The organism is Halomonas sp. AOP22-C1-8 (genome assembly GCF_052378905.1).
GTDB lineage: Bacteria > Pseudomonadota > Gammaproteobacteria > Pseudomonadales > Halomonadaceae > Vreelandella > Vreelandella citrativorans.
Window position 1 is genome coordinate 37,262 of record NZ_JBQSYD010000031.1, and the last position, 16,613, is coordinate 53,874.

A 16,613-nucleotide genomic window follows, 5' to 3' on the forward strand; every position below is an offset into this window, starting at 1 on the left:
TTGTACCTGCGTTTTACTACCCTCATAGAGTACCTATCGCGTTTGAATTGATTATTTTTACCACCGGGCGCTGCCCGCGACACGACACAGCGAGGCCATGATGAGCGATACGTCTTACACCCCACCGCGCGTTTGGAAATGGGAACCGGGCAATGGCGGTAAATTTGCCAACATTAACCGCCCTATCGCGGGGCCTACTCACGATAAAGCGCTGCCCGTTGGTAAACACCCGCTTCAGCTCTACTCATTGGCCACCCCCAATGGCGTTAAAGTGACCATCATGCTTGAGGAGCTATTAGCAAAAGGCATCGAAGCCGCTGAGTATGACGCTTACTTGATCCAAATCGGTGAAGGCGACCAGTTCGGCAGCGGATTTGTAGACGTTAATCCCAACTCCAAAATCCCGGCGTTGATGGACCACAGCACCAACCCGCCTCAGCGCGTTTTTGAGTCAGGCGCTATTCTTCTCTACCTGGCTGAAAAATTCTCCGCCTTCCTACCAACCGACCCAGCCAAGCGTACCGAGTGCCTTTCCTGGTTATTCTGGCAGATGGGCAGCGGCCCGATACTCGGCGGTGGCTTTGGTCACTTCTACGCTTACGCGCCTGAAAAGTACCAGTACCCTATCGACCGTTACACGATGGAAATAAAGCGCCAGCTCGATGTACTTGACCGCCATTTGGCCAATAACCGCTACATGGCCGGTGATGAGTACACTATTGCGGATATGGCGATTTACCCCTGGTATGGCGCCCTGGTGAAAAACCGCGTTTACGAAGCGGCTGAGTTTTTGGAAGCGCACACCTATACACATGTGCTCCGCTGGGCAGAAGAACTTGATGCACGCCCCGCCGTACAGCGTGGTCGTATGGTTAACCGCACATTTGGCGAGCCCAGCGAACAGCTGCATGAACGCCACGATGCCAGCGACTTTGAGCATAAAACCCAAGATAAGCTGTAGCGTATAAGGGTTAGCCAAGCAAGCAGCTAGCCACGGTATAAAAAACGGCCCACGGGCCGTTTTTTATATGCGCTCACAAGCTAGTAATAGCAAATCGCTCTCTTCCAGAAAGGGTGGGTGGCACGAACCAAAGCCTCCCAAACCTCTAGAAGCGCAGAATAGTCAGCGCGAGTGGCGTTATTTATCGTCACTTGAGTCATGGATTAAGGACCTCAATCCACCAGGCAGGATGCATATCGTCAAAATCCGTGCGGATATTGGCGGGCAAATAGCTGGCGGAATCCAACACCACAGACTGACCATTTATACGTTGAAACACCACCCAGTGCCAAAAGTGTTTGCCCTCCTTTTGATGGGATTTAATCGCCAGCAGTGCCAGCGCCGGTAGCGCCTGCCACGTGGTAAACGGTGTTTCATCCGGCGAGGTAGCCACACCCGCTTGGGCCAGCATCTGGCGCACATACTGGGTATCGGACCACAGCGATTCATCGTCTGCGGCAATGCCCATCGCGTTCGCAATGGCCTTCATCTCTGGGTAGGTTTTACCCAGAATAGCCGCTACAGAAGCAATTCCGCAGCCGGTCTGTTCTTCCTGAATAACCGGGTTTAGCATCTTTTGACCTTAATGACATAACAAGTTGTAGTAAAAGAGAAAAGCAGAGGCGGCACAAGGTGATTGGCTAGAAATCCAAAGCAACGGATTGGAAACAATGTACCGCTCTGGCGAATCATCAATAAGTAACGACGCAAAGCGCCGATCCCCGTTTTGTGATAAAGTAACGCTCTTGGTATACGCGTTATCAAGTACTTTTCCCTTGCTTCCCCATTCGAGCATCTTCTTCCGGTGTTTTCTCGATACCTCGCGTTCAATTAGCGGCCCGCCCGCCCCAGGCCTTCTGTTTCACTCACAGATACAGATGCAGCCTTCATCATATTGCGCTCTCGGCATATCCGATCTTTTGCGCATCACTATAGAGCTTGATGGCATCACCATAACGGGTTGAGCTGCGCTCTTTTTCGCGCTTCATCGTCGTCGGGCTAACGTTGGCCCAATGTACGATACAGCGACTGAAAACAGGAAATATTATGACGTTTAGAGTTGCCATTCTAGGTGCTGGCCCAAGCGGCCTAGCCCAATTACGTGCTTTTGAAGCAGCCCAGCGCGATGGCGCAGATATCCCTGAGATCGTTTGCTACGAGAAGCAGAGCAACTGGGGCGGCATGTGGAACTACACATGGCGCACCGGTCTGGACGCATACGGCGAGCCAGTTCACGGCAGCATGTACCGCTATCTCTGGTCTAATGGCCCTAAAGAGTGCCTGGAATTCGCGGATTACAGCTTTGAAGAGCATTTTGGCCGCCCGATCGCCTCCTACCCCCCGCGCGCGGTGCTACGCGACTACATCATGGGGCGCGTCGCCAAGAGCAATATGCGCCAGCACATCCGTTTCAATACAGCGGTACATTGGGTTGAATATGACGAAGATACCGGCAAGTTCTCGGTTACCGTTCGGGATCTAAAACAGGACGCGCTGAGTACTGAAGCATTCGATCATGTGATTGTCGCCACAGGCCACTTTTCGACCCCCAATGCACCTTACTTTGAAGGCCTGGAACAGTTTCCCGGCCGTGTGTTGCACGCCCATGATTTCCGTGACGCCTGCGAGTTTCAGGGCAAGGATTTGCTGCTGATTGGCAGCAGCTACTCTGCAGAAGATATCGGCACTCAGTGCCACAAGTACGGTGCCAAATCAGTGACTTTCAGCTATCGCTCCAAGCCCATGGGGTTTGATTGGCCAGCATCGTTTGCCGAGGTGCCGCTGCTTACTGGCGTAGAAGGCAAGACAGCTCACTTCAAGGATGGCACCCGTAAAACGGTCGATGCAATTATCCTGTGCACGGGGTATCAGCATCACTTTCCGTTCCTACCCAACGAGCTGTCGTTGAACACACACAACCGGCTCTACCCGGAAGGTCTGTACAAGGGGATCGCTTCCCTGGCCAATCCGAAGTTGTTCTTCCTTGGCATGCAGGACCAGTACTACACCTTCAACATGTTTGATGCGCAAGCCTGGTATGCCCGAGACCTTATACTTAACCGCATCAAGCTGCCCACCAACGATGCCATGTTGGCCGATACACAGAAATGGGTGGCGCGTGAGGAGCAGGTTGCTAATCCTTTTGAGGCCATTGATTTTCAAGCGGCCTATATCCTCAATTTGCTTGAGCCTACCGACTACCCACCTTTTGATGTCACTGGCGTTGCCGATATCTTCAAGGAGTGGGAGCACCATAAGGAAGCGGACATCCTTGGTTACCGTAACAAGAGCTACCGCTCTACGCTGACGGGTACCTTGGCACCTGCGCACCATACGCCATGGATGAGTGCTATGGACGATTCGTTAGAAGCCTTCCTGCAGGAAGAGCAAGTCCCATCAACCGACCCTGCTTAAGTGGGGCCAACCTGGGGCGGATATGTTCGCGCCCCACCTAGCATACAGCGGCGCGAAAGTCAACCTGTACTATTGGAGTGTAAAAGCGTAAGGTAGCTCTTCGGTTCGACCTTGCCATCGCGTTGTTGCGTTCGCTATTACGCTTCATGGTAAACGTTGACCAGGCCCCCCTATTTAGGGTTTAAGGTGCTTTCAGCACCTGACGCTTGCACGGCCAGACTGCCAACCGCAGTCTCATCTCGCTACAGACATACCTAGAAAGATGTTCTGTTTTTTGCTTACGTCCTGTGGCGACCCTTCCGACAACGGAACGCTGGTTGCTATTTAGGATGCTAGGGCTGCAAAGCCTATGGGTATTCCATGAACAACGAAAACTTCTATCAATTCTCGACCCTGACGGTCCTCGCTTTACTGGTGTTCTTTTACGGCGGCACTTATCTGCTGACCCTACTGATCAAGGAGAAAAAGGAAAATACCGACGCCTTCATGGTGTCTAACCATCAGATCGGCTTTGGCCTTGGCGCCGCCAGCATGACCGCCACCTGGATCTGGGCTGCCTCTTTTTACGCCGCTGCGACCTCGGGTTATACCTATGGCATCTCAGGCCCCCTGCATTACGGGTTGTGGGGCGCGTTGATGATCCTGTTTATCTATCCCTTTGGCCGTCGCTTTCGCGAGCTGGCGCCCAATGCGCACACTCTGGGTGAGCTGATTCACGCCCGGCATGGCGCCTCCAGCCAGTTGATTCTTGCCTCCTCCAACATACTGGGCAGTATCATCAGCCTGATGGTCAACTTCACCGCATCCGGCGCTCTGGTCTCAGTACTCTCGCCACTCTCCTTTCAAGCCGGGGTGGTGATCGCAGGCGTTGGGGTGCTGTCCTACACCCTATGGTCGGGGTTCCGCGCTTCGGTCCTTACTGACTTTGCCCAGCTGATGGCGATGATGGCCATTGCCATTCTAATCATCCCCGCAGTGATGTTCGCACTCGGCGGGCCGGCAACGTTATCGGACGGCATGAGTCTGCTCACTCCAGAGCAAGCGAACCTGTTCTCGATGGACGCCATCCTCAATCAGGGCGCACCTTTCTTTGTGGCGGTGCTGGCCTACGCGATTGGCAACCAGACTATCTCCCAGCGGCTGTTTGCCGTGCGTGAAGACCATATCAAACCGACCTTTATCACCGCGACCATTGGCTACGGTGCGATTGTTATCGGCTTGGGCATGATTGGCTTGATGGCGCTGATGACCGGCATGGAGCCCATTAATGGCGACATGAACAACCTGATCCCGCAGATGGTCTCGATGTATCTTTCGCCGGTGTTCATTGGACTGTTCTTTATTCTGGTGATCGGCTCACTCTCCTCGACCGCTGACTCGGACCTTTCAGCCATGTCTGCGATTGTCATGGCCGATGTGTATGGCAAGAACATCGCTAAAAACAAGCCCGACCCGACCAAGATGCTGTTTATTGGCAGGCTGACCATGATTGTGGCGACGCTGATTGGGGTGATTCTCGCCAGTTTCTCCATGGACATTCTGATCATGCTGGTTTTCGTGGGTGCGCTGTGGGGGGCAATTGTATTCCCGGTGATCGCCAGCTGTTTCTGGAACCGGGTCACCAATACGGCGTTTACCTCAGCGGTGCTCGCAGGCTTGGTGATGTTCTGCATCGCACGATTTGAACTGGTGCCTATGGCCGGTCTGATGGCAGGGCTATTTGAGTTACTGGCCTCCGTAGGCGGTGGTGTGGTGCTTGGCCTGATGGCCTTTGGCTTCTGCGGTCGCCGTGTCGGCTTGATTGTCGGCGCACTCAGCGCCCTCGTCCTGGCCTACTTCTGTGTTGGCTTCCTGCGGGACTACACGGTGCTACTGGCCTCATTAATGGCCTACGGCGTCAGCACGATTGTGTGCATCGGCGTCAGCCTGATGAGCACCAGCAAGTTCGACTTCGCGCAGATTAATCAGGATGTCATCAACTATGACCCGGCTAAGCCTGCTACTCGGGCCTAAGCTCTCTGTGACAAGGGCTGGGTGATAAGGGCTGGGCAATAAGCCCTGTGTAAGACGTTGAAATCACTTCATCCGCTGGTGCGCCATAGCGCACCAGCCAAACATTAGGAAAACACATGCAAACTTTTATATTGGCGTTATATGTATTGATCTGGCCGCTAATCTCACTCTCCGTACTGGGCGTCATCGGCCTGGCCACACTAAAAGACATTCTTGCGGCGCGGCGCGATAAGCGGGAGCTGGTGTGAAGTAATACCGAGTAGGCGAAGCCAAAACAGAAAAGTTGCCGCTATAATGAGTCTTATACGCCATACTCGTCGTGGCGGCGATTCCAGCCATACGGCTCAGTTTGTGGCCAGCCTTCTGGAGAATCTTCCCAGGTTTCCTGACGGCCAAACGGGGTCAAGTCTAAATAGGTCCAGAGACTGCCGAGATATTCGACGCCTCGCGCCCCTGTAAAATAGCTGCGATATATGGTGTTGCCGTCACGAATAAATACACTGGCGCCGTGCTTTTCACCTTCCGCAGTCGTTACGCCAACATCATAGTTAAAGTCGCTCTCATAAGACGAGTACCATGGAATAGGATAAGCCCATCCCATACGAGACCGATACTGCTCGAGTTTTTCCAATGGGGCGCGTGACACCATCACTAGCGAGGTATCGCGAGCATGCAGGTGAGCCGGGTGAGTCATGGCATCGGCGACCCACGAGCATCCGCCACACCCCGCTTTCCAGTCAGGTGCGTACATAAAATGATACACAATGAGTTGACGGCGCCCTTCAAACAGATCGAGCAGAGACACCGGGCCGTTTTCGCCCTGAAACGTATAATGCTTAGCCACCTTCACTACAGGTAATTTCCTACGCTCAGCACTCAGTGCGTCACGCGCGCGGGTTAGCGCTTTCTCTTTTACAAGAAACTGATCCAGCGCTAATTTCCACTCTTCCAAAGATACGACACTCGGCAATGGTTGTTTAGTTATAGCCATGATCTTTCTCTCCGGTGTGTTCCATGTCTAGGCTTTGTACGAAAACTGCTTGCGCTCGACCATACGGCGTTAAAAATCAGCTCAAGATACTCATTTACCTATGTAAACTCCGTTTTTTCGCTGATTTTTGCCTTGTCTGGCCTTCGCTCAGCGACTTTTCGTACAAACCCTAACGTCGATCCGCACCAACACTTATAAACTTCGCCAACGTGCTGGCGTGCGTGATGCTGATCACTCACGCTGCCAAGCGCCGATTGTAGGCATCAAGGCATTTATGCCACGCTGGTCGGTCGTGACAGCGCGTTAAATAGGAAGTGACATTAGGAAACTCATCTAGAAGGTTTGTATGCTGTATTTGACTTAACGCCGCAACCATTAGAATGTCTGGATAGGTAAACTGGTCGCCAAGCAGATAGCGCTTGCTGATAAGTACGTCTTCGAGCACCGCGAGGTAATTCTTAGCCATCTCCACGAGTGCCGGACGTCGCAGCTTTGCCCACTCGGCATCCGCTTCAAATAAATCAATCACGGCAATTTGCGTCATCGGTGGCTCCACTGTATCCAGGGCAGCAAACGTCCATTGCAGGGCTTTAGCGTGTTCTGACTCACTCGTCGGCAGAAGCCTTCCTGATTGCTCCGCCAAGTAGATAACAATAGCCCCTGACTCAAAAATGATCACGCCATCATGGTCAATCGCGGGTACTTTGCCAAAGGGATTGATTGCCAAATAATCAGCGCTATGTAGCTCCCCAGCGACATCATCAAGCCCATTAACCTGATGAGGCAGTTCGCACTCCTCTAGTGCCCACAGCACACGTAAATCCCTCGTAATCCCCACCACTTGCGGCGTTACTTTTCCAAATCCATACATCGTAATCATCATTAATTTCCTCACGAAAGCCGATACTTCAAACGGTCTGTGATTGCATGAGCGAACTATCACTAGTCGTTCGAGCGTGAGAGAAATCGACAAGCTACAATGTATTTTTTATTCTCAATGGCCACATAAACGGCGCGAGGAGCGTAAACCTCATAGCCCACTCCGCCGCTACACTTATTTCTGCGTTAATCCGTAAAGGTATTGATATACAGCGCTTCTACTTTATCCCGTGCCCACTGCGTTTTACGCAGGAATTTCAACGACGACTTAATAGAAGGATCATTGAAGAAGCAGTTAACGTTGATCTCTGCGTACAAGCCGTCCCAGCCGTAACGCTCAACCAAACGCGTCAAGATCTTTTCAAGGCTTAAACCATGTAACGGATTATTGGGTTGTGGATGGCTCATTAGTAATTCCCAGTGGTATTTCAAACGCCCTGTCCAACATGGCAGGCGACAAGCCACGAATGTTAACAGAGGCCGTTAAGAAAGCACGGCGGAATAGCGTTCCGCCATTGGCAACGTACTCCTCTGCAAAGAACCAGCAATATTCGATACATTTTCATTCCCTGCCATGGTGATGTTGTTATTTAATCCAACGCTACCCTGATTATGTTTAAAGCAGCGTATATTTTATTACGCTGACTTCACCTACGGACAACTGCCATGGATGATCATCGCGCAAACACGCTGGACAAGCCCACCCGTGCGGGCTTGATTCTGCTGGCCGTGGTACAAGGGATTGCGCTTCTGGCCCTTCATCTGGCGATTGAGCATGAGCACTGGCTGGCCGCTGACCAGCGCTGGCTCAAGGCGCTTTATACTGTAGCAATCGCCCTGCCCGCGTTTTATCTAATCGGAATGGAGCGGCTACGTGATCGCCTCAACTTTCTCCCGCTATTGCTGGCCCCGCTGTTGTTTTGGTTGGGCTGGCACCTTGGCTGGGTAGAGCAGACGCCCGAACCGCTAGCGTGGGCACGGCATACGTTCACGTTTGCCTTTTGTATATCGCTTGGCGTAGCGCTTTTCATCCTGGCGCTTTTTTTTCGGAGTAGCGCCACTAGCAGAACCTGGCCTACCGCCTATTCACCGCTGCTGAATTACTCCTGGGAATTCACCCAGACGCTTTCACAATTAACGCTGTTTATTGGCGTGTTTTGGGGCCTGTTATTGCTGGGGGCAACGCTGTTTTCAGCTATTGGCGTGAGCTTTTTTGAGACGCTTTTCAGTGAACCCGTGTTTATTTACCCCGTCACTTGGCTGGTGATCGGTTTAACGCTAGTGATGATTCGTAACCGCTTTCGCCTGATTCAAAGCGTGCGGCAGATGAGCGAGGCACTTATCAAAGCGTTACTGCCGCTGGTAGCCCTTATCATTCTGCTGTTTTTTGCCATGCTCCTTTTTACCGGTGTGCAGCCCGTCTGGGATACAGGCAGAGCCTCCTGCATATTAATGGCGCTGATGTTAACCCTGCTGCTGTTCTTCAACGCGGTCTTTCATCAAGCGCATGGCCCGCAGCACGATTCCCCACCCTATCCCACCTGGCTACGCCGCCTTGTTTTGCTGGCCGTTGTGCTGCTGCCGGTGGGTAGCGTGCTGGCCGCTTGGGCGCTCTGGCTGCGTATAGATCAATACGGCCTTAGCCTGGACAGGCTATGGGCTGCCCTGCTGCAAGTGCTAACAGCAGCATTTACCGTAAGCTATAGCCTGCTTCTGCTGTGGCGCCGCCAGGCAGCACTTCCCAGCCTACAGCGCGCCAACGTTGGCCTGGCCCTGCTGGTGGCCCTTGTGTTGATCGTGGTTAACACGCCGCTGGCAGATATGCGCCACTGGGTTGCCGAGCAGCAAATCAAGCGGTTGCAGGATGGCCGCACAACAGCCGAGGCGTTTGATGTTAACTACCTGCGCTACCAACTCGGCCAGCCGGGCATCCTGGCCTTGCAAGCCTTGGTAGAGAGCAAATTTGCCCAATCGCAGCCTGAGTTAGCTCGGCGTATTGAACTTTCGCTCAGGCAAACCGAACGCTGGAGCCAGGAACCACTGGTGGATACTCAGAACCTGGATGACGTCGCCCAACAGTTCAGCGAAAGCCCTGACGGCGACACTCTCCCAGAGCCCTTGCTGAACCTGTTGGTTGAGCAGAATTCTGCCTGTTTAAGCCAGACAGAACCCTGCCAAACCCTACAGATAAGCAGCGGCACGCCCTTCCAGTGGCTGGTTTATGAACCTTATAGCGCGGTGGGCAAGGCGTATGGCGAGCACGATGGCGACTGGCTGTTGCTCGGCCATTTGATGCTACTCGGTACGACTCAGCCGCAAGATGACCTAACGTGCCAAACGACTCTGACTACGAATGATCTCGAACGCCTTACCGGGCCAGCCGATATCTACCGGAACGGCAACTGCCTTTATCACCTGCAGCCAACGATTGAAAACGCCAGGCAGCAGCTATCCGCTCAAGGTGAGGAAATATCAGGGGAGTAAGCAGATTGGCAGGTACTTCCCTATTAACGATAAAACTCAACAAAAAATCTTACCGGGCCCAACGGCTTGATGTGATGTTTTATCGTTGGCTCTACAACGCCATACCGCTCTGGGCTTAACTCGATGATATCCAGTGCTGGCTCTTGAATGGTGTATTCCAACAAGCCTTCAAGTACCACTATTTTTCCCCACACCCCCTCTTTGGTCGTGTGGTCATTCAACAACCCTGTGGGAACGCTCTCTTCGGTGAATTCTGGCGTTCTTTTATAGGGAGAAACATTGACGGGGTAAATCTTTCATGTTATCGGCTCCTTGTAGCCAAAAACTCGCCGTTTCCGACAGGCACGGTACACGTGGCGAAATCAGGGTCTGCGGAAACCAATGCCACAAAAGATAACATCTCTTCAGCATGAGACGTGGCATTATCAACCACCAGAAGCCCTCCTACACGAAGAACCCGCTTAATGTCGGGCCACCATTCCAGATACTCAGAACGCTCAGAGTCGAGAAAGAGAAGATCGATACTGGATGTGGAGCTGCGACCAAGTACGGCACCCGCCTCACCATGAACCTGGGTAATGAACGGAGCAAGGCCTGAACGCTCGAAGCTCTTCGCCGCAAGCGAACGTTTGAAATCGGATTGTTCAACGGTCGTCACATGGCCGTTAATTGCCGCTGCGGCCCAGGCCAGCCAAAGCGTTGAGTAGCCGTTAGACGTTCCAATTTCAAGCACGCGTTGAGCATTCGTGGCCCGAACCATCACGGAAAGAAATTCTCCCGTGTCACGGGTGATGTTCAACATACGGCGAGGCCGGTCGGTGATGGCCCTATCGTTGCTTACACCAAACTGTTCGAGTTCAAGTAACAGCGTTTGTAGCGATTCAGTCACGTTGCACTCCCTTTGTTTAATGCCGCCTTATCTAGCTCGCCTGTCACGCATCAACCATGCTTCATTCTTTCTCAACCGCCGCCGTGGCCGACCCCATCGCGTTACACTACGCTTGAAGTGATTTTCATACTTTACAGCAGAGGCTCACGTGCGTGCACTTTCCCGCAAAAAACAGATACCTGGCCTATATTGCCGCCGCCATCGGATCGGTGGCCTCCATCAACGCGGCCTCTTTCTACGCAGAGCTTGTGCAACCGTCTTGGGCACCGCCCGCTTGGCTATTCGGGCCGATGTGGACGACACTTTACGGCCTTATGGGCATTGCCGCTTGGCTTGCCTGGCGTGAACCCGGCGCCCGGCCCGCGCTTGTCGTGTTTGCCATACAGCTGGCGCTCAACGCCTTATGGAGCTGGCTCTTCTTCGCGTGGCAGTTGGGCGCTATCGCCTTTATCGGCGTGGCCGCGCTTTGGGTACTGATTTTGATGACGCTGGTGATGTTCTGGCGACTCAAGCCGTTGGCGGGTGTACTGCTGGCACCTTACCTCGCTTGGGTGAGCCTGGCCTGCGCGCTCACCTGGAGCGTGTGACAGCTTAACCCGCAAGTGTTAGGGTAATGGAAGCGGCGGAGTTGCTTGTCCCAGCAGGGCTGTAGTCACTCTTAGTCTCAACGGCACGACAACAGGTACAAGAGCCCCCTCCATCAAACGCCACTTGGGCAAAAAGGCATGTGAGGAGTGTTCTACGGGGGATCAAGGCACCCCTCAATCGAATTTTTCAAATAGGAGGCAAGCGCTGCAACGTCCTCATGCTTATCCTGCCATCTATCCTCAATTATCCCCAGATAACCTTCCCGAGCATATTTCAATAGCCTTGCATGGTCAGGAGGTGCTTGCCCTTCCGCCCACTCTGCCGCAGTATCTTTGGGAACAATATCGCCAATGGCCGCTGTCCGCCACATGCGTGCCAAGGTTAAAACCACGTTACGCTCATCGCCCGCAGCGTCGGCCAGAAGAGTGGGCAAGGAGTGACACATTGCCCGTCTAATATCAGCCATGGGCACAGGCTCAAAAACCTCCGCGGCGCTTCTTCCGTACAGCGAAAGACTGTTATCCCTTACCTTCTTCAGAACAATGGCAAGATCAGGATCACGGGCTGCTTCCGGAACACTTCCGGCCTCGAATTTCGCTCTCAACCACTCCCCGTAAACAAACTCAGCCCGAGGCGGAAATTGCCAAGGGACAACATCAGAAATTGTCACCACCGTCAGCTCTAACGGCCTGATAGCTTGAGAGTTCCCAATCGCACCAGATACGCCCATCAACCGAGCAACCAGGGCTTTTCTTTGCCATAAGCCAGGAGGCCTTGAGACGGCGACCAAAATATCTACATCACTTTCGTGCCTTAAACCGCCAACGACAGCAGAGCCGAAGAGATAAATACCGATGATCGAATCACCCAGGACGTCTTCTACGACTAACTGTGCCTGTATTGCTTCGTTTGTTATCTCTGGGATTGTCATATCCAGAATCTACTCTTGGTCTAACGTCCACAACAGGCGCTTGCCGCAAGCATTGCTTGGCTATGCAGGGTGATCGCTTGCCGCCCATACATTGCAGAGTCAGAGACGACGCCATTGACCTCCCAACGCTGCCTTAGAAGCCCTTCTTGAGAAAATCCAAGATTCTCTAGCGCTTTCGCAGAAGATTGATTGTCTGGGTCAATCTCAGCTTCAATTCTCCGAAGTCCCAATGAGTTGAACCCGTACTGAATCAACGCCTCTCCCGCCTCGTATACATAGCCTTTACCCCAACAAGAACGGCCTAATCCAAAACCGATCTCGGCTCGCTTGGATTCCTTGTCGTAGCTAAATAGCATGCATTTTCCAGCCAACTCGCCTGTAGACTTCAGATACACACCAAGTACAAGTGACTCTTGACGCTGCATCGAATCGTGGCTGTCATTAATAAATTCAAGTGAATCCTGAATCGTTGCCCAAGGAGCAGTGTGCCAATACCGCATGACCTCAGGATCAGAAAAAATTTCCAGTAAACTATCCGCGTCACCTGTTACTAACGGTTTAATGGTCAATCGCTCGGTCTCAATCACCGGAAAAAATAGTTTTTGTGCCATTAATATCTCCATGCTTACACATAACAGCGATGATGCAGATGCCTTGGTTAAGGGTCATTCCTCTTATTTTCCTGGGCTTTGTTGACGTTTCAACAATAAGATTTAGCCAGGCAGGGGGCAAGCTCACAGGATAAAGGTTCCTACGCCAATAGAAGGCGCGCTTGCCATGCCCCGACGGATACCCACGGATGAACACAGGACGAAGCTGAAACCTATCCTGCTTCAACCATGGACTTACCACTATGGACGACCGAATATGACATTGGACGGAATAACTATTATAGAAAAGGGAGCCATGACTTCCTGACGCACTCTACCTATCAGCTCAATTATAAATAGCGGGATTACCACGCATGAGACTCAAGCAACGTACAGCACTCATTACCGGCGGGGCCAGCGGCATCGGGCTGGCAACGGCCGAGCGCTTTCTTTCCGAAGGGGCGAGCGTGGCACTGCTAGACCGGGATAGCCTGGCGCTCGCCAGGGAATGTGCCCGGCTTGAGCGCGAAAGCGGCTGCCCTGTCCTGGGAGTGGAAGCCGATGTCGCCGAGACGACCACGATAAATCGCGCAGTTTCGGAGGTTGGCAATGCCTTGGGGCGAATTGATATTGTGATCAATGCCGCTGGCGTCAATGTTTTCTCAGACCCGCTCGAAACCGATGAAGCCACTTGGCGGCGCTGCCTGTCGGTCAATCTGGAAGGCGCGTGGCGGGTCATTCAGGCTGCGCTACCTGGTATGCTGGCCCGCGAGTATGGCCATATCGTCAACATCGCTTCAGTTCACGGGCACAAGATTATTCCCGGCGCCTTTCCGTACCCGGTCGCCAAGCACGGCCTGATCGGCCTGACCCGGTCACTGGGCATCGAATATGCGGCGCGCGGCATCCGCGTCAACTCTATCTCACCCGGCCTAATCCGCACGCCGCCCGCTCAGGCCTGGCTGGACAGCTTAAGCGGAGCCGAACGCCGACACCAAGTCGATCTATTGCCGTGCCAACGCATCGGTGAGGCCGATGAGGTCGCCAACACGGCGCTATTTCTAGCCAGCGACGAAGCACGCTTTATCAATGCCACCGACATTCTGATTGATGGCGGTCGCAGCCAGGTTTACCACTCGTGACGCGATTGCTAACTGGCAGCGATGGAAATACGACATAGGCGGGGCTCGCGGTACAGCTTGCCGTGCTCATGACGCTTGGGTGGTTGGGGTGGTACCAGCCCGGGGGATAAATCGACTCGGGCCGTTGAATGATCAAGCGCCCCAAGCAAAACGTCTGACTGGCGTTAAAGCAGGCACGTGAGTAGAAAGTTGTTGTCTACCGCCCATCCATGTACGATAATCTGTACAGTACAATATTGCGTACAGGAGTATTATTATGGATGCTATTAGCTATACCGCCGCCCGAAGCCACTTGGCCAAGACCATGGAACAGGTCTGCGAAGATCATTCACCTGTCATCATCACGCGCAGCAAAGCACCTTCGGTGGTCATGCTTTCGCTGGAAGATTATGAGGCGCTACAGGAAACCGCTTACCTACTGCGTTCACCCCACAACGCGCGCCGTTTGATGGACTCCATGGCCGAGCTGGAACAAGGTGGTGGCCAAGAGAAGGAGCTCCTGGAGTGAGGCTCATCTTTGCCGAGAATGCCTGGGAAGACTACTTGTACTGGCAGAAAACCGACAAGAAGATTCTCGGCCGCATCAATAAGCTGATCAAAGAGATTCAGCGGCAGCCGTTCGAAGGCGTAGGCAAACCCGAACCGCTCAAACACGGCTTTTCCGGCTACTGGTCTCGACGAATCAACGACGAGCATCGGATCGTTTACAAGGTGGCGGATGATGCGCTACTGATTGCGCAGCTCCGGTATCATTATTGATTTATGGTCAATAACGCCGCCAGCACGCACGGCTTTGTAGTGAAGGCGAAGCCGCTACGAAAAAAACGTCGCCGTGCCTGGCCTTGTTAAATTTGGCTCTTCGACGTTGGGTGTGGAATTTGTCTCCTGAGCTGGGCCAGAATAGGGGCTCCACAACAGCGGTAGGTATGGCATGGACGGCACCCAGATTCTAACTCTCGGCCTGGGCCTGGAAGCGCCCTGGGTCCTCAAGGACCAGCACCTGGATACCTCCGTGTCGCCCCACCGTCTGGATCTCTATGTCGAGGCGGAGCGAGGCAGTCTGTATCCCTGTCCGGAGTGCGGTAAGGCCTGCCAAGCTCACGACTTTGCCGACAAAACCTGGCGGCATCTGAACTTCTTCCAGCACCACTGCTACCTGCATGCTCGCGTGCCTCGCACGAAGTGTCCTGAGCATGGTGTCAAACGTATTGAGGTGCCCTGGGCACGGTCGGGCAGCGACTTCACCCTGCTGTTCGAGCAAGCGGCCATGTCGCTGGTCAAGGAGATGCCGGTGCTGGCCGTCTCACGGCAGTTGGAGATTCCCGACAAGCGACTATGGCGCATTGTGCATTACTATGTGGGCCGCATGTTGAGGGAGCTGGATTTGTCCAATGTGGCGACTGTCGGTGTGGACGAAACCGCGTCCCGGCGCGGTCATCGCTACGTCACGGTGTTCCTCGACATGCAGCGCAAGCAGGAACCAGTGGTCTTCGCCGTCCCAGGCTGCGGCAAGGACGCCATCAAGGCTTTCAGCGCCTTCCTGGCGACCCATGGCGGCGATACGACCAATGTGGTCGAGGTCGTCTGCGACATGTCGCCAGCCTTCCTCAGCGGGGTGACCGAGTACCTTCCCAAGGCCGAGGTCACGGTCGACTGGTTCCATATCGTGCAGACCTTCACCAAGCGACTGGAGGAGGTACGCAAGAAAGAGCGCCGCGAGCAGGAACACCCCAAGTCGCTGCGCTGGGCACTACTGAAGAACCTGGAAAACGAGAACCTGACACCCAAACAGCTGGCGGCGCTCCAGGAGTTGGTAGCCGATCAGAGCGCCACTGCCGATGCCTGGATAATCAAGGAAAAGCTACGCTGGATCCAGAAGGCCCCGACGCCCAGAGCGGCTCGATGGCGCATCACAAATTACCTGAAGGTCATGCAGGCGGCGGTGTCTAAAAAACCGCTACTGAAGGCGATGGGGAAGGCCCTGGCAACGCTTGAGCGGCACGCCGACGCGGTGGTCAGACGTTGGCACTCGGGCCTGACGAATGCAAGGCTGGAAGGGATGAACGGCTTGTTTCAGGCGGCTCGGTCACGCGCACGTGGCTATCGGAACGAGGCTAACTTCATCGCCATGATCTACCTGATTGGCAGCCCGGTGGGCCGCGTGTTCGATCAGGCCAAATCCACATGAAGTGACGAAGAACCTTAAATTTTTATAGCGCCATATGCAACAGCGGATAAGGCTTACCCTGGCCATCGACTGGCGACCGATCTGTCACTTTAAAGCCAATGTGCTGATAAAAACCTACCGCCTGTTCATTCTGCTCGTTTACATCGACCCTTGATGCTCCCTGCTCTTTGATAGCATGGGCCGCTAACATGGCACCAATGCCTTTTCCGCGTGCATCAGGTGAGATGAACAACATCTCAATATTACCGTCATGTACTCCACAGAATCCCTGAATTTCACCGTTACCGTTTTTAGCGCACCTTAAATCAACTGCGTCAAAATACTGCTTCAGAATTAACGGCTTTAACTCCTGTAGATCATCTTCAGCCAGAAAATCATGCGTTGCCCTGACCGACGCTTCCCAGACGTCTATCAGCTTAAGGTGATCTGCTTTTTCTACGATCTCAATATTCATCACTAAACCCGATTGAAAATTTAACGCCGCGTTAAGTGGTGAGCAACGC

Annotated in this window: 19 protein-coding genes; 10 read left to right on the plus strand and 9 right to left on the minus strand. The window is 53.5% G+C overall.

The genetic code is table 11. The features are described from left to right. Window positions 1-100 precede the first annotated feature (100 nt). Window positions 101-961 (plus strand): glutathione-dependent disulfide-bond oxidoreductase, encoded by an 861-nt coding sequence (yghU, locus tag ACT3TY_RS15120; RefSeq protein WP_442353002.1) that lies wholly within the window; start codon window positions 101-103, stop codon window positions 959-961. 196 nt (window positions 962-1,157) lie between these two features. Here yghU and ACT3TY_RS15125 read toward each other — a convergent pair whose 3' ends face one another. Then, a complete protein-coding gene (locus ACT3TY_RS15125) occupies window positions 1,158-1,574 on the minus strand; it encodes a hypothetical protein (protein WP_444628790.1) in 417 nt (138 codons plus the stop codon). 473 nt (window positions 1,575-2,047) lie between these two features. Here ACT3TY_RS15125 and ACT3TY_RS15130 point away from each other — a divergent pair, with 473 nt between their 5' ends. The 3 genes from ACT3TY_RS15130 (at window position 2,048) to ACT3TY_RS15140 (ending at window position 5,676) form a co-directional block, all read left to right on the plus strand. Further along, the gene (locus ACT3TY_RS15130) at window positions 2,048-3,415 is read left to right on the plus strand and encodes a flavin-containing monooxygenase (RefSeq protein ID WP_087111714.1); all 1,368 of its coding nucleotides are present in this window, start codon (window positions 2,048-2,050) and stop codon (window positions 3,413-3,415) included. Window positions 3,416-3,775: 360 nt separating this feature from the next. Then, entirely contained in the window at window positions 3,776-5,428 is a 1,653-nt protein-coding gene (locus ACT3TY_RS15135; RefSeq protein ID WP_444628791.1) for a sodium:solute symporter family protein, read from the plus strand. A 116-nt stretch (window positions 5,429-5,544) separates the two neighbouring features. After that, window positions 5,545-5,676, plus strand: coding sequence for a putative transporter small subunit (locus ACT3TY_RS15140; RefSeq protein WP_441679424.1), 132 nt, complete (start codon window positions 5,545-5,547; stop codon window positions 5,674-5,676). Between the two features lie 53 nt (window positions 5,677-5,729). Here ACT3TY_RS15140 and ACT3TY_RS15145 read toward each other — a convergent pair whose 3' ends face one another. The 3 genes from ACT3TY_RS15145 to ACT3TY_RS15155 all read right to left on the minus strand — a co-directional run bounded on the left by ACT3TY_RS15145 (window position 5,730) and on the right by ACT3TY_RS15155 (window position 7,706). Further along, on the minus strand, window positions 5,730-6,419 hold the full coding sequence (locus tag ACT3TY_RS15145) for a DUF899 domain-containing protein (RefSeq protein ID WP_444628792.1): 690 nt from the start codon (window positions 6,417-6,419) through the stop codon (window positions 5,730-5,732). A 235-nt stretch (window positions 6,420-6,654) separates the two neighbouring features. Further along, window positions 6,655-7,302: a glutathione S-transferase family protein gene (locus ACT3TY_RS15150; RefSeq protein ID WP_444628793.1), complete on the minus strand. Its 648-nt coding sequence runs from the start codon at window positions 7,300-7,302 to the stop codon at window positions 6,655-6,657. A gap of 182 nt (window positions 7,303-7,484) precedes the next feature. Then, on the minus strand, window positions 7,485-7,706 hold the full coding sequence (locus ACT3TY_RS15155) for a VF530 family protein (RefSeq protein ID WP_444628794.1): 222 nt from the start codon (window positions 7,704-7,706) through the stop codon (window positions 7,485-7,487). A gap of 258 nt (window positions 7,707-7,964) precedes the next feature. On the opposite strand from ACT3TY_RS15155, the gene ACT3TY_RS15160 reads away from it, so the two are divergent. Continuing rightward, entirely contained in the window at window positions 7,965-9,782 is a 1,818-nt protein-coding gene (locus ACT3TY_RS15160) for a DUF4153 domain-containing protein (protein WP_444628795.1), read from the plus strand. Between the two features lie 23 nt (window positions 9,783-9,805). On the opposite strand, the gene ACT3TY_RS15165 is transcribed toward ACT3TY_RS15160, so the two are convergent. Beyond that, window positions 9,806-10,006, minus strand: coding sequence for a DUF1971 domain-containing protein (locus ACT3TY_RS15165; protein ID WP_444628796.1), 201 nt, complete (start codon window positions 10,004-10,006; stop codon window positions 9,806-9,808). A 77-nt stretch (window positions 10,007-10,083) separates the two neighbouring features. After that, window positions 10,084-10,671 (minus strand): O-methyltransferase, encoded by a 588-nt coding sequence (locus ACT3TY_RS15170; RefSeq protein ID WP_444628797.1) that lies wholly within the window; start codon window positions 10,669-10,671, stop codon window positions 10,084-10,086. Between the two features lie 152 nt (window positions 10,672-10,823). On the opposite strand from ACT3TY_RS15170, the gene ACT3TY_RS15175 reads away from it, so the two are divergent. Next, a complete protein-coding gene (locus ACT3TY_RS15175) occupies window positions 10,824-11,258 on the plus strand; it encodes a TspO/MBR family protein (RefSeq protein ID WP_444628798.1) in 435 nt (144 codons plus the stop codon). Window positions 11,259-11,410: 152 nt separating this feature from the next. Here the strand turns inward: ACT3TY_RS15175 and ACT3TY_RS15180 are convergent, their stop codons facing one another. Next, window positions 11,411-12,190, minus strand: a complete 780-nt coding sequence (locus tag ACT3TY_RS15180) for an aminoglycoside adenylyltransferase family protein (protein WP_444628799.1) — start codon at window positions 12,188-12,190, stop codon at window positions 11,411-11,413. Window positions 12,191-12,210: 20 nt separating this feature from the next. Continuing rightward, on the minus strand, window positions 12,211-12,801 hold the full coding sequence (locus ACT3TY_RS15185) for a GNAT family N-acetyltransferase (protein WP_444628800.1): 591 nt from the start codon (window positions 12,799-12,801) through the stop codon (window positions 12,211-12,213). 353 nt (window positions 12,802-13,154) lie between these two features. Here ACT3TY_RS15185 and ACT3TY_RS15190 point away from each other — a divergent pair, with 353 nt between their 5' ends. The 4 genes from ACT3TY_RS15190 to ACT3TY_RS15205 all read left to right on the plus strand — a co-directional run bounded on the left by ACT3TY_RS15190 (window position 13,155) and on the right by ACT3TY_RS15205 (window position 16,110). Continuing rightward, complete coding sequence (locus tag ACT3TY_RS15190) at window positions 13,155-13,922, plus strand: SDR family oxidoreductase (RefSeq protein WP_444628801.1); 768 nt, start codon at window positions 13,155-13,157, stop codon at window positions 13,920-13,922. Between the two features lie 256 nt (window positions 13,923-14,178). Then, window positions 14,179-14,430 carry a type II toxin-antitoxin system Phd/YefM family antitoxin gene (locus ACT3TY_RS15195; protein ID WP_172115982.1) on the plus strand — a complete coding sequence of 84 codons (252 nt, stop codon included), beginning with the start codon at window positions 14,179-14,181 and terminating at the stop codon, window positions 14,428-14,430. After that, a complete protein-coding gene (locus tag ACT3TY_RS15200; protein ID WP_172115981.1) occupies window positions 14,427-14,681 on the plus strand; it encodes a Txe/YoeB family addiction module toxin in 255 nt (84 codons plus the stop codon). The genes ACT3TY_RS15195 and ACT3TY_RS15200 overlap by 4 nt, the downstream gene beginning before the upstream one ends. Window positions 14,682-14,853: 172 nt before the next feature. After that, window positions 14,854-16,110, plus strand: a complete 1,257-nt coding sequence (locus tag ACT3TY_RS15205; protein WP_172119103.1) for an ISL3 family transposase — start codon at window positions 14,854-14,856, stop codon at window positions 16,108-16,110. 22 nt (window positions 16,111-16,132) lie between these two features. Here ACT3TY_RS15205 and ACT3TY_RS15210 read toward each other — a convergent pair whose 3' ends face one another. Continuing rightward, window positions 16,133-16,564: an acetyltransferase gene (locus ACT3TY_RS15210; RefSeq protein ID WP_192528621.1), complete on the minus strand. Its 432-nt coding sequence runs from the start codon at window positions 16,562-16,564 to the stop codon at window positions 16,133-16,135. Window positions 16,565-16,613 lie beyond the last annotated feature (49 nt).